This window comes from Eisenbergiella sp. OF01-20, assembly GCF_003478085.1.
Taxonomy (GTDB): Bacteria; Bacillota; Clostridia; order Lachnospirales; family Lachnospiraceae; genus Eisenbergiella.
Map to the genome: position 1 here is coordinate 28665 of NZ_QUES01000027.1, position 13899 is coordinate 42563.

12 protein-coding genes are annotated in these 13899 nt (G+C 46.5%); all 12 read right to left on the reverse strand.

Going from position 1 to position 13899, the window contains the following annotated elements; genetic code table 11:
- Positions 1–141 precede the first annotated feature (141 nt).
- Positions 142–3174 (reverse strand): ABC transporter permease, encoded by a 3033-nt coding sequence (locus tag DXA36_RS23570; protein WP_118681885.1) that lies wholly within the window; start codon positions 3172–3174, stop codon positions 142–144.
- Between the two features lie 71 nt (positions 3175–3245).
- The gene (locus tag DXA36_RS23575; RefSeq protein ID WP_118681886.1) at positions 3246–3947 is read right to left on the reverse strand and encodes an ABC transporter ATP-binding protein; all 702 of its coding nucleotides are present in this window, start codon (positions 3945–3947) and stop codon (positions 3246–3248) included.
- A gap of 28 nt (positions 3948–3975) precedes the next feature.
- Positions 3976–4440: a restriction endonuclease gene (locus DXA36_RS23580; RefSeq protein ID WP_118681887.1), complete on the reverse strand. Its 465-nt coding sequence runs from the start codon at positions 4438–4440 to the stop codon at positions 3976–3978.
- A gap of 376 nt (positions 4441–4816) precedes the next feature.
- Positions 4817–5863, reverse strand: a complete 1047-nt coding sequence (locus tag DXA36_RS23585; RefSeq protein ID WP_118681888.1) for a type IV pilus twitching motility protein PilT — start codon at positions 5861–5863, stop codon at positions 4817–4819.
- Positions 5864–5901: 38 nt separating this feature from the next.
- Positions 5902–7581 carry a GspE/PulE family protein gene (locus DXA36_RS23590; RefSeq protein WP_207666374.1) on the reverse strand — a complete coding sequence of 560 codons (1680 nt, stop codon included), beginning with the start codon at positions 7579–7581 and terminating at the stop codon, positions 5902–5904.
- 1 nt (position 7582) lies between these two features.
- The gene (locus DXA36_RS23595) at positions 7583–8284 is read right to left on the reverse strand and encodes a hypothetical protein (protein ID WP_118681889.1); all 702 of its coding nucleotides are present in this window, start codon (positions 8282–8284) and stop codon (positions 7583–7585) included.
- Between the two features lie 12 nt (positions 8285–8296).
- Positions 8297–9754: a hypothetical protein gene (locus DXA36_RS23600; protein ID WP_118681890.1), complete on the reverse strand. Its 1458-nt coding sequence runs from the start codon at positions 9752–9754 to the stop codon at positions 8297–8299.
- Positions 9755–9773: 19 nt separating this feature from the next.
- Positions 9774–10976: a type II secretion system F family protein gene (locus tag DXA36_RS23605; RefSeq protein WP_118681891.1), complete on the reverse strand. Its 1203-nt coding sequence runs from the start codon at positions 10974–10976 to the stop codon at positions 9774–9776.
- A 25-nt stretch (positions 10977–11001) separates the two neighbouring features.
- Positions 11002–11721 (reverse strand): prepilin peptidase, encoded by a 720-nt coding sequence (locus tag DXA36_RS23610; protein WP_147366641.1) that lies wholly within the window; start codon positions 11719–11721, stop codon positions 11002–11004.
- 315 nt (positions 11722–12036) lie between these two features.
- Positions 12037–12486 carry a hypothetical protein gene (locus DXA36_RS23615; RefSeq protein WP_118681893.1) on the reverse strand — a complete coding sequence of 150 codons (450 nt, stop codon included), beginning with the start codon at positions 12484–12486 and terminating at the stop codon, positions 12037–12039.
- A gap of 14 nt (positions 12487–12500) precedes the next feature.
- Positions 12501–12989, reverse strand: a complete 489-nt coding sequence (locus tag DXA36_RS23620; protein ID WP_118681894.1) for a prepilin-type N-terminal cleavage/methylation domain-containing protein — start codon at positions 12987–12989, stop codon at positions 12501–12503.
- Positions 12990–13055: 66 nt separating this feature from the next.
- Positions 13056–13529 (reverse strand): type IV pilin protein, encoded by a 474-nt coding sequence (locus tag DXA36_RS23625; RefSeq protein WP_182479237.1) that lies wholly within the window; start codon positions 13527–13529, stop codon positions 13056–13058.
- Positions 13530–13899 lie beyond the last annotated feature (370 nt).

Consider the following 13899-nt stretch of genomic DNA (forward strand, 5'->3'; position numbering starts at 1 on the left):
ACAGAACAGTTAGAAATATCCCTTTTCCGAAGTTGAACCGGAATACATGCCCTCCCATACAAGCCGCCACGCAGGGAACGGGAAGAGGGCCGGGAGGGAAGCATGGAACACGGAGGATCCGTTACGGACAGGACGCTCGCCTCACTCCACAGATTTCATGGACTCCGCCATATTGATGCCGTCCAGTTTTTTATTCATAGCCCAGTCCACGATCCCGGCAAACACAAAGGTAAGCACGATACTGTACAGCACGCTCAGGGGTGCGATATGGACATCAAAGGCAATCATGTCAATATCAATATTATACATGACGAACTGATGGAGATACCTTCCCATGATCAGCCCCACGCCGGCTCCGATTCCCGTAAGCACCAGATTTTCACGGAATACATAGCTGGCAGTTTCCCTGCGGTAAAAGCCCAGTACCTTGATAGTGGCGATTTCCCGCAGCCTTTCCGTAATATTGATGTTAGTCAGGTTATACAGAACAATGAAGGCGAGGGATCCCGCGCAGCCGATAATCAGCAGAACCACGTAATCCAGGCTCTTCATCATGCTGCTGAAACGTACCTTCATATCGTCATTGATAGTAACGGAGGCCACACCGTCACAATTCATAATGGCGGCGGATACGCTGTGTACATCCTTTTCTTCCTTCACATTAATATAAGCGCTTTTATATTCCGGCTTCTTTCCGATCTGATCCACCCAGGTTTCAGGGCTGATATATGCATAGTTATACACATAATTCTCACTGATACCCGAAACCTTCAGTTCCAGGGTGTTCCTGTCGTCATCCTGGATGGTTACCGTATCTCCGATTTTTGCATCGCATTTATCTGCCAGCTTCTCCGTCAGCACTACCTCCCCCTTCCCGGGGTAGGCAACCGGTTCCTCCCGGGTAGTATGCAGGTTCAGATAATAACCGATTTCCTCCGCCTTTTCCGGCACTACCAGGGTAAGGGATTTGGATTTATCCCCCCTGGTCAAATCCGCACTCTCCTCAAAGGCCAGCATAAATTCCCGGGCATTTTCCGCCATCACCTCTTCAAATTCCCTGCCGTCCATATCCTGCCAGGGATCACTGAAAATGACACTCATATCATTTATCTGGATTTCATCAAACTGATTGTAGGTAATGCTCTTGATGGAATCCTTGACACCAAAACCGGTAAGCAGCAGGGCCGTGCATCCCCCGATGCCGAAAACCATCATGAAGAAACGCTGCTTGTAACGGAAAATATTTCTGGCGGATACCTTTAGCAGGAATTTCATATGGTTCCATAAAAAAGGGATCCGTTCCAGGATAATCCGTTTGCCGCTTTTGGGGGCCTTGGGACGCATCAGTTCAGCCGCAACACTGGTCAGTTCATAACGGCAGGTGGCTATCGTGGTTCCCATGGAACATATAATCGATACGGCCAGGGAAATAACGCCCAGCTTCCAGTCCAGAATAACCTGAATATCCCCCAAACGGTACATCATCCGGTATGCACTCCAGATAACCATAGGGAATACATAAGAACCGAGGAGGAATCCGATACCGCACCCCAGTACGGCGGCGCTTCCTGAATAAAAGAGGTATTTGCCCATAATGGTAGCCTCCCCATAGCCCAGAGCCTTGAGAATACCAATCTGCGTCCTCTGTTCCTCCACCATTCTAGTCATCGTGGTAATACAAACCAATGCCGCCACCAGGAAAAAGAAAATAGGAAACACATTGGCAATCCCTTCCACGATATCCGAGTCGCTTTCAAAGCAGGCATATCCGATATTTTTATCCCGGCCGAACACGTAGGTTTCCGGTGATTTCAGATCCGCCAGTTCTTCCCTGGCATCCTCCAGTTCTTTCCTGGCATCGGCCGTCTCCTCCTCCAGCTTCTGCCGGTTTTCCTCATATTCCTCCCAGCCGTCCGCCAGTTCCTGTTCGGCGTCCGCCAGCTCTTTTTCCGCATCCGCAAGCTTCTTTTCTTCCCGCGTTATCTTGTTTTCCGCCGCCTCCAGCTGCCGGCTCCCCATATTGGCCTGGGCAAGCCCGGCTTCTACCTGCGTTTTCTTTCCCTTCACCTGGGCTTCCTTCAGATTCAGGCCGGTTTCGTAGGCATCCTTTTCGTCCCCTTCCATGTCAGATGCTTCGATTCTCTTTTCCTCCAGCTGATCCAGACCGTCCGCGATTTCCGTCTTTCCATCCTGCAGTTCAGACAGGGAATCCGCCAGTTCCTGTCTGTTTTCTTCGATTTCTGCCCTGGCATCGGCGATTTCCTGCCAGCCGTCCGCGATTTCCTGCCTGGCATCCTCTATTTCCTTTTCCCCGTCCAGAAGCTCTTCCCTGGCATCTGCAAGCTTTTCCTCCGCTTCGGCCACTTGCTCTTCCAGTTCCCGTTCCCCGTCCGCAATCTGCCACTGGGCGTCTTCCTTAAGCCTAACATACCGCGCCTGTGCCACTTCCCCACAAAGTGGCTCCGCCCAGTCAAGGCAGTCCTCTATATAATCCTTATATTCCTGGCTGTAGAGAGGAAACTTATCCGTCAGCCTTACAAAGATTTCCGTATAAGCATCCGTATCAAATCCGTCCTCCGGTATGTATATATATCCCTTCAGCTTGCCGTTTCCAAGCGCCGTGGATCCCCTTTCATAATTGATGTAATAGGAAGCGTCGCAGATCCCCACAATCTTGTATTCCTTATAGGCCAGCATATCCATGGTATCTTCTTCATTGTTCTCCGATACCCGGAGCGTTGTGCCGATTTCCTTCCGGGAAAAACTCAGGCTGTCCACTACGCACTCATCCGCCGCTGTGGGCATCCGCCCTTCCTGCACTACCACATGGTTCTGTATCCACAGCAGGGAATGTGCCCGCAGCACACTTTCCGAACCTTCCTCGTCCAGAGCCAGAAAATCCGTATACACCGATCCTTCCGCTATCTCCACGCCATCCCGGCTGTTGATCGCTTTCACATCCTGTTCATCAAAGCCCACTGTGGACAGCAGACGCAGATCGTACAGGTTATTATCCTCCAGATATTCCCCGCCCGCCTTAAGCATGGCCGGCTTTGTCACCTTTAATCCCGTAAAAAATCCAACCCCCAGCGCCACAATAGCCAAAATCGCCATGTAACGCCCCAGGCTTTCTCTGATTTCCCGTAAAATTGTCTTTAATATGGTGGACTTCATTACATCCCTCTCCCGGCTGAAACGCTTTTACGTAACGGTATCGTGCCTTCACCGTTCCTTTTTCCCCACTGCTACCATTCGATCTCTTCCACAGGAGTGATACGGGCATTCATTTCCATGCTTCGTATCGTGCCGCTCTTTACCCGTATAATCCGATCCGCCATGGCTGTGATTGCCTGGTTATGGGTAATCACCACCACAGTCATCCCGGTCTCCCGGCAGGTATCCTGCAGCAGCTTCAGCACCGATTTCCCCGTATTATAATCCAGCGCCCCGGTAGGCTCGTCGCACAGAAGCAGCTTGGGGTTTTTGGCAAGGGCCCTGGCTATCGCCACCCGCTGCTGCTCTCCTCCCGAAAGCTGAGCCGGGAAATTGGACATTCTCTCATCCAATCCTACCTTTTTCAGTGTCTCCGCCGCATCCAGGGGATTCCTGGATATCTGGGATGCCAGCTCCACATTTTCAAGAGCCGTCAGATTCTGTATCAGGTTATAAAACTGGAAAACAAAACCTATATCATATCTCCGGTAAGAAGTCAGCTGCCTCTGGTTATAGGCGGATATTTCCTTACCATCCAGAATAACCTGCCCCTCGGAAAGCGTATCCATACCTCCCAATATATTCAGTATGGTCGTTTTTCCGGCACCGGAAGCTCCCACGATTACACAGAACTCCCCTTCCTGGATTTCAAAATTAACATCCCGCAGGGCATGGATTTCCACTTCACCCATATGATAAACCTTTTTTACATTTTTAAACTCTACAAAAGCCATAAATCCACCGCCTTTTTCCAAACAGCCTCTAATCCCGCTCTTCAATCATGCTTTCCACATATCCCCTGTCCCAGAGAAGAATTTTTAATTTTCCTGCCGCCGCCACCGCCGCCGAGGTAAAATACTGGTTTGTCATAACCGCTCCCACCATCCTGTCATAATAATCCCGGCCCGCATATGCTTCCTGCACCGCTTTCACACCGATGGGCGCATTATAACACTTGCACTGCACCGCATAGGTTACCCCGTCCTTTTCCGCAAGGATATCCACGCCGTAATCCCCGCTGCCTTTGGTGACCTCCACATCCAGAAACCCCTTTTTCCGCAGCAGATCCGCACAGAAATATTCAAAATCGTGCCCTTCCATTTCATCCATATGCAGGGTCCGTCTTTTATGCCTCCACCGCCGGGACACCAGAAATGCTGCAAAAACCAATACCGCCAGCCCCGCTGCCGACATCACACTGATAAAAATAACCGATGACTGATCCATATTCTAAAACTCCGTTTTACGTAATAAATTCAAACTTCGCAGGAGCAAAATGGCCTTCCGCCCGCTGGCAGAGCGTTGTCCCCGGGACGGAAAAGGAATGTTCACCAGATCCTCTCAGGCCATGGAGATGAGACCGATCAAGTGTGTCAGCCTCATCTGACACACTTGACGCCTTCGGACTCATCGGAATGTCTGGCCTGATGGACTGGCGAATATCCTTTTCCGTCCCGGGGACAACGCTCTGCCAGCGGGCGGAAGGCCATTTTGCTCCTGCGAAGTTTGAGTAATAAATAACAAAAGGAACCAGACCGGCTGTCTTACCGGCGCCGGTTCTGATTCCCCTCCTTTACATAATACACTTTTTTTCCCTGATTTCCTAGATATAATTTACCAAATCTCTTTTGTCATTGGAATATTTATACGCATTATCCCTGGAAATCATTCCAACAGAAACAAGGCGGGCCAAATCCCCGTTCAGCGTATGCATACCGTTTGCCGCACCCGACTGCATAATGGTAGACATCTGATGCCCTTTGCTTTCCCGGATCAGATTCATAACCGCATCCGTTCCCGTAAGCATCTCCGTTGCCGCGGTCCGTCCCCTTCCGTCTGCCGTGGGAATCAAACATTGCGTGACAATTCCTTTCAGCACACCGGAAAGCTGGATGCGCACCTGGTTCTGGCTGGACGCCGGGCAGGCGTCAATAATACGATCAATCGTCTGCGCCGCCCCTGTTGTATGAAGGGTAGAAAGTACCAGATGCCCGGTTTCCGCCGCCGTCAATGCTGCTGAAATCGTTTCATAATCCCTCATTTCCCCTACCAGAATGATATCCGGATCCTCGCGCAATGCGGAACGCAGGGCGGCGGCAAAAGAAGAAACATCCCTCCCCACCTCTCTCTGATGGATCAGCGCCTGTTTTCTTTCATATACATATTCAATAGGATCCTCTATGGTAATAATATGCTCCGGCCTGGACGCATTCACATAATCGATCATGGCCGCCAGAGTTGTGGACTTGCCGCTTCCCGTAGGCCCCGTAACCAGAATCAGGCCTCTCGGCTCATTTGCCAGCTGTTTCAGTATAGGCGGGAGCTGAAGTTCCTCTATAGTAGGGATGCGGTCATTGAGCAGGCGGATGGTACAGGCCAGCTTTCCCTGCTGCCGGAAAATATTCACACGCTCCCTGCCTCCGTCGGGGGACTGAATGGCAAAATCCACGTCCTTTCCTTCCGAAAACTCCTTTTGCAGCCATACGTCCGGCATCTGGAGAATCATCTGCCGGGTTTCTTCCTCACCCGGCTGTATGGGGGCAAATTCCAGCCTTCCTTTTACTCTTATCAGCATGGGAAGCCCTTCCGATAAATGAATGTCCGAACAGCCGGTCTGCCTCCCCATAGCTATGATTGTATGAATATCCATAAATGACTCCTTCCGGGTTGCCCTCTGCTCCGATTGCCCTACGCATAATAGGCAACCTTCATCAGCTCTTCCATGGTGGTCACTCCCGCTTCCACCAGATCCACACCACATTCCTTCAGGGTACGCATCCCCTGCCTGTCTGTGGCATAGTCCTTTACTTCCTCCATAGTTGCCCTGCGGGATATCATTTCCCGTATCTCCCTGTCGATGGTAAGGATTTCATGGATAGCGGTACGGCCCTTATAACCCGTGTTATTACAATACCGGCAGCCTTTGGGGCGCATCACCCTGTGGATATCCCGCTCCAGAAATTCCCGTTCCTCCTCCGTAGGCTCTTCCGCCTGGGCACAATAAGGGCATACCTTACGCATCAGGCGCTGCGCCACCACCCCTACCAGGGAATTGGCGATCATATAGGATTCCAGTCCCATGTCCACCAGACGGATGACCGAGGATACGGAATCATTGGTATGCAGCGTGGAAAAAACAAGATGCCCGGTAATCGCGGCCCGCACGGATATGGAAGCCGTCTCCGCATCACGGGTCTCACCTACCATGATAATATCCGGATCCTGACGCAGAAGGGCGCGCAGACCGGATTCAAAGGTAACACCCGCCAGGACATTTACCTGCATCTGGTTAATGCGGGGCACATTTTTCTCCACCGGATCTTCAATGGTAGAGATATTCACCTGCTTTTCAGAAAGTTCTTCAAGAATCATATACAGCGTCGTGGATTTTCCGCTTCCTGTAGGGCCTGTAAGATAAATAATCCCGTTGGGGGAACGGAGAAGCCTGCGGAATTTCTGATAATCCTCCTCCTTCATTCCAAAAGATGCCGGATGATCGATCACTGCATTTCCTGTGAGCAGACGAAGCACCGCCTTTTCCCCAAAAACCGTTGGAATGACGGAAACACGGATATTGATCATCTCCCCCTTTACCTGGGTTCTGAAATGCCCGTCCTGGGGAGCCCGCCTTTCCGCAATATCCAGATCGGATAAAATCTTGATACGGGCGATCAGGGAAGCATGAAGCTGTTTCTGCAGCGTTACATATTCGGTTATCGTACCGTCCAGACGCATACGCACGGTTGTCTTATGTTCAAAGGGTTCGATATGGATATCACTGGCGTTGGTATTAACCGCTCTCTCTATCAGTGTGTTTAAAAGGTTTATGACAGGAGTGTCATCATCCGCATCCTCGATCTGCAGCTCTTCCACCATATCTTCACTGCTGGTATTTGCTTTATTAGCTGCCATTTTAGCGGATACTTCTGAATAATAATAAGAAATGGCATTTTCCAGCGCATACTTTTCACACAGCTGGATCTCTATCTGCATCCCCGTTATCTGACGGATATCTTCGATCCCGTAATAGTTCAGCGGGTCATTGGTAAGCACCATGAGGCGATCCCCGTTCTTGCCCACCGCCAGCATAAGATACCTTTCCGCCAATTGTCTGGGTATCAGTCCCACCGCATCAATATCCACCGATATGGAGGATATATCCGTTGTCTGCAGCGCCAGTTTGGCGGCAAGAGCCTCTACCTTCTGCCCTTCCGTGATAAAATGCAGGGCAATGAGGGCATCCCCGATTCGCATTCCCGGATTCTGCTTCTGGTATTCCACTGCCTTTTCGATCTGTTCTTCGGTTACATATCCCGCTTCCTTCAAAAGCTGACCCAGGCGGATATTCTTTATAGATGCTATTTCCATTTCATTTGTCCCTTTTATACATGTAGATTTCCATCTGAAGCCGGAGGGTATCGTTGGCAGAAGAAATATACTCTCCCCTTTCATCCCGTAAACTGTTGATTTCTCTTCCCCAGGCAGCACCTGTAATCCGGATAGCCGGATAATCTTCCGATATCTCGTCCGCCATTTGTTCCATTACCATGCGATCGCCTTTTACTATAAGTTCTGCCTGCGCAGCATATATTCCATAAAAGGAAGCCGCTGCTGCCTGCGTGCTGTCTGTTTGTTCTTCCTCACCCTGGACGGCTGCTTGGGAAAGCGCTTCTTCCAATGCGGCCTGCGACGCATAAAAAGGCTCCAGAATCATTTCACTCTCCGGCATCTGAATCGTCAGCTGCTTGGGATCCAACCCCCATTTTAACACAATCTCTGTAAGAAGCTTGTCGATTTCCTGACTTTTCATCACGGGATAGAACTCCTTTGCAGCGGCGTCAAGCTCCTCCTCCGTTTTCTCCACATTTGCTTCCACAGAAGACAGAAGCATCAGCTTCTGCTGGGTACGCAACTGCATATCTTCCTGCATCACCAGTTCATCCTTTAATGCAGCGTCCGTTTCCGCCAAAGGACGTATGATAAAAAAACCAAATACCACAACAATAACAAATACTGCCATAAACAGAAGAAGCTTTTTATCTCTCTCCGTAACTTCCGTTGTTATCTTCACGTTGCACTCCTCCTATTTACCGGCGCCCTCCGAAAGGTAGCAGACCAGGTTTATTGTCCACATTCCTCTTTCCTCCGACCAGACATAGCCTGTATAATCAAGCCCTTCAAATATATCTTTTCCTTCCAGCCGATCAATGAACTGATTAATGTCTTCAACCTCCGGTGCTGCCGTATCCACGTTAACAATACCTGTAGCCGCATCAAAACTCTGTACGTCAATCACCACCTGACCCAAAGAGCAGCTTTCTATTTCCATGCGGATGGAACTATGGAAGGATGGATAAGATTCTATATTCTTTTTGGCACGTTCCAGAGATGCCTTCAAAGTCTGGTTCCACATCAGTTCATTTTCCAGCTCATCATACTTTGCACTCTGTTCCAGTACCACAGGATCCTCATTATAAGCCCTTACCTCCTGGAGTTTCTTTTGTGTTATCAGGCAATTAACCATAAAAAAAGCCGTAATAGCCGAAACGATCACTAAAAGAAGCAATACCGGAATCAACTGTTTTATCAGGCTTTGCCGTTTCCGATAGCTCTCCGAACTTTTTTTATACCGATAATACAGATTGCTTTCCTTTTCCAGCTTAAATAACCCGCTGACTGCAAAAAGGAAATTATCCACAGACCCCTCTGAAAATTGTAATACCCTCTCATCCTCCAGACGCTCCGCCGTGAGATTGGGATCCATCTGCGCCAAAGTCTGGGCACATACTTGTATATCCGTATCCGGAAATCCGGCCCAGAAAATATCAGTAACAGAATTTTCCAGCTTCTGCGCGGATGCAAACTGAAGGATTCCGCTGATATTTCTTGCCACCTCCATACCATAGCTTTCCGTACCATGCTCACTGAACGTACGGCTTACGCTGGAATAGCAATAGACTCCCTTATCCAGTAAAATACTGGTAAGATTATCCCCATCCTGCAGCTGGACTACACAGGTTTTCCCTTTAACAAGCTCCATCTGATGAAGCACTGATACCACACATCCAAGGGCCGCCTGCACAGAAGTTATTTGAATTCCCACAGATGCAAACAATTTTCTATAGGAATCCAGGAAATTTCTTTCCATACGGGTTGCAAACACTTCCCGCATTCCCTTTCCGTTATTCGTATCTATCTGAAAATACCCATAAACGCTTTCCGATGCATTATCCATCCCGGGGAATTCCCTCTGAATATAGTTCAATGTTTTCACTGTATTCATTAATGGAATTTCCAGAGTTTTTGACATAAACTGAGAGCTGTGCAGTACCAGACAAACATCCCTGGAAGGAAGATTATTATCCCTCCAAAACTGTTCCAAATGGGCCCCCAGCTCTTCTTCTCCCGTAATAACACCATTGATAATACTTCCCTCCGGCGCCTCGGTTTCATACAGCCTTTTTACTATTATTGAATGCTTCTTCGGATTTCCAACCGCTACCTGTATCTTACGGTTAGACATATATACACAGGTCTGCATGCAAGCTCTGTCCTTTCTGTTAATACCCGGAATTACTTATTGCATCATAAGAACCATAAATAGGCATCAGTACCGAAACCATAATAAACCCTACTATAATCGCCATTACTACAATCAGCACCGGTTCCAGTGAAGCCACCATTTTGTCTATAGCCATATTTGACTCATATTCCATCGAATCAGCAATGGAATTCAGCATCGTATCAAGGCTTCCCGTCTCTTCCCCTACCTTTACAGCAGAAGTAAGCTTTTTTGTAAACCCGTCTATCCCGTCCAATGCATCCGACAAGTTCCCTCCCGTCCGCACTTTGGCAACCGCCGTATCAAACTGGCTGTCTATATAAGTGTTACCTATTGTCTTTCTGCCGATTTGAAGAGCCTGAACAATAGGAATACCGGATGAATATAAAGAACTGATAGTTCTGGCAAACCGGGCCGTGTAGATAATCTTTAAAAGCTTTCCGAAAACAGGCAGCCTAATCCTCAATTTATCCAATTGAAGCTTTACTGCCGGCAAATGACAGATAAGTATGACTGCAGGAATCATAAAAGCAAGAATAATTAACAAAATAAGCCAATGATCCTTTACTCCGTCACTCATAAAAAATAATATCTTTGTAGGTATAGGCAATTCTTCCATCTGATCAAAAAGGTCCTGAAATTGAGGGAGGATATAACCCAGCATAAAAATCACAACCACTACAATAATCCCGCTGAGAATCTTCGGATACAGAGTGGAATTACTGATTTTGGTGTTCATACGAAACTGCCTGTCGTAAAAATCCGCCATACGCATAGCAGTCACATCCAGATTACCTGCCGTTTCAGCCGAACGGAACATATTAATCAAAAGTTCGGGAAAGGCATCCCCCTGTTCCTCCATAGCATCTGAAAGTGCTGTCCCCTGTCTCACCTGCCGCAGTAGATTTTCATATACCGTTTTCTCATTTATTTTATTTGTCTCATCCTGAGCTACCATATTAAGCGCCCTTACAAGGGACACTCCGGAAGAAGAAAGCGTTCCTATCTGCCTGCAAAAGTCAGACAGATATTTCGCTTTAATCCTGCGCAGTCTTTTTGTTTCTTCTTCCCGCTTGGCACTTATCAGATATTTATTTTCAATCCGGAGTTTTTGATGCAAATCGTTTTCATCAGCTGCCTGCAAAAACCCCGTCACAATTTTTCCGTTATCCTCTTTAGCTTTATAACTGTACTTAGGCATATTGTTCCCTTTCGTGCCTTTTTCTTCAGTATAGAAATCCCAGATACCAGTTTAATACCCATTCTCCCCCAAACAAAGCCGCGGCCATGCCCACACATAAAAATGGCCCGAAAGCAAAGTGCTCCTTGCCGCTCTTTTTCCGTACTGCCAAAAGCCAGATTCCGTACAGACCGCCTGTTAAAACTGCAAACGCCAAAGAAAGCAGACACAGCTTCACTCCAAGAAATAGCCCGCAGCCAGCCATTAACTTAATATCCCCGCCTCCAAAAGCACCCGGTACTGCCAAAGTAAGCAGCAGCAGCGGTACACTCACCACAAATATACCAATAAACCTGGAAAACACACTCGTTTCCGGTATCGTAAATACAGACAGAATACCTAATACAAAAGCCGCCGCCACAAATAAATCAGGAATTTCCATGGTAATCCAGTCCACGCCTCCCACTACAAACAGGAGGCCGCAAAACAAGATAACTGTTATCACAGACATCGGACTCTGAAAATATCTTGCCGCGGCTAAAGCCATTATTCCTCCCAGAATACCACTTCCTGCATAACGGAACTGAAATCCATTTCTAAAAAAAGCTCTGTACCCTTCCGAAAATCCCACGTTCCGGGATACCAGATAAATTATCCCGGTTAAAAGATAAAAAAAGCAGGCCCCCGCCACAAATACCAGTATGTACATAAAAACACGTCCTGTAAGCAGCATTCCAAGCCCCCGCATTTCCGGTCTGTCAAACAAACCATCTCTTTGCCTATTATAGATTATCCGCAGTAAAGAGACAACACATATTTCCCGACAAACCGGATGTATCCCCTATGTATCTGCAATTATTTTCCCAAATCAAAGACCCCGCTGCAAGCAACGGGGTATCAAACTTGTAGCGCTACAGAGCAGCGGGGTATTTGACCCTCGCGGCAGTAGCCAAATATCCATGCCAGCATGGCTATTTGGCTCGTCGCTCGCAGGAATAAACTTCCTGCCCGGTATCATAATGATATCCGGGCAGAAAACTGTCTTGTTTCTTTATTTATGATAAGGAATACTTTTTATTGCCTATTCCTTACCCAGAGCCATTACCTCTTTTAGCCGATAGATATTCCATTCCGGCTCATCTCTTTTGTCATCGTACTCATAAACAGCTAAAAAGGAATCTGTCTGATAGAAAAATTTCCCCGGCAGCCCTTTTGAGGTATTCCAATATACCAGTGTTATCTCACCTTCTGCACCGGAAAGCTGCTTGATTTCTTTAATGGTATCCTCAGCCATACCGTAAGGCTCGCCGGGCTGATAGATATTGCGATCCTGACCATAGTATTGAATCGACAGGAGACGCATGGCCAGCTGGATGTTTTTGGTGTCCATGAGGATTAATCGGGAACGGGTGTGTATTTCATAGTAGTTAACGGCTGGAATCAGCACCATTATTATTACAAATAATATACTAATAGCATATATAAAATATCTAACAAAACTATGAGTCAACGCATTTCTAATTTTACCCATCTTTTTAATTAATCCTACTCAATTATTACGCCATTAAAATCCTTAGCTTCTCCCCAACCGGTATATTTTGTATATGTCACATATTTGCCGTTTTCTATATATAACATTGCTTCTATTTCACCAGTTTTTGGATTTATAAAGTTTCCGAAACCCTGTTCTTCGAAAACCGTATCTACATCTTTATTACCGCTCAAAACCATAATAGCCTTGGCACCTACCGGAATATCTGAAATATCATCATTCGTCCAGCCCATTTTTCTCTCATAGGTCATTACTATAATTTCCAAATTAGCATCAGGCTTACTATACTCCAAAAGTAACTCTGCTTGTAACGCTTTATATGTACTTGTTGCATTTACAAGGAGTTGTTTATCTTTAGCTTTTTCAATATATCTAAACATGCCTGGTATAAGTATAGCTAATAGAATGCCTAGTATAACTATAGTAACTATCATTTCGACTAAAGTGAAGCCCTTATTATTGGGTCTAATATTATCTTCCATAATTAACCCCACTTAAAAAAATGATAATGAGAGAAGATTACAATACAAACTTAGAATTATTATGGATTAGTCAGTTTTTCCACCAACCGGTTCCACTTCTTCCCATACCTCATTTACCATTTTAACTTCTCTATCCCCACGTGTATATGTCATAGATTTAACTTTTCCAGTTTTATCATCTACATCAGTAACAGTAAGTTTCCCATTCTCAGGAACATTAACTGTGACAGTTACATTTTTAGTACCATTCGTCACTGTCACTGTTCTTTCTCCTTCAAAATCTTTTATTGTTTTAAATTCAGTTGCCACATCTGATCCAGTAATTCCATTCGCACCATATGCTTCCTGTGCCGCCATCTGAACATCCAAATATGCAGTTCTCGCATCCACCAAAATCTGCTTATCCTTTGCTTTCTGGATATACTTAAACATACCAGGGACTAATATCGCCAGCAAAATACCAATAATAACAATAACAACAATCATTTCCACCAGGGTAAATCCCTTTTTATCTTTTTTCAATCTTTCCATCAACTTCATAATCATACCCTTCTTTTCTTCAAAATTTTATGTAATACTCAAAACCTGTCTACCTGCAGGATCTGTATTCCCATGCCTTTATCACAATATATCTGGCATATTGCATACAATCCTCTTAAGGCAGTTTTTACGGATATCCCATATCCGTTCCCTGTTTTCTGCCTCCTTCGCTCCTAATCTATGGATTTTCCAAACCCGTTGCCAATAAGTTTCCGTACTGTGGATATTCTCATATTATTAATGAAGGTATCAGTAATTGGTTCTATCCTGCTGTTTTCTTTAATATACCGGTCATTACATATAAGAATCCTAGTATCATTAATATAAGCTTTTCGACATTACTTGTCAACATTTCCTGTTTTTTTCTACA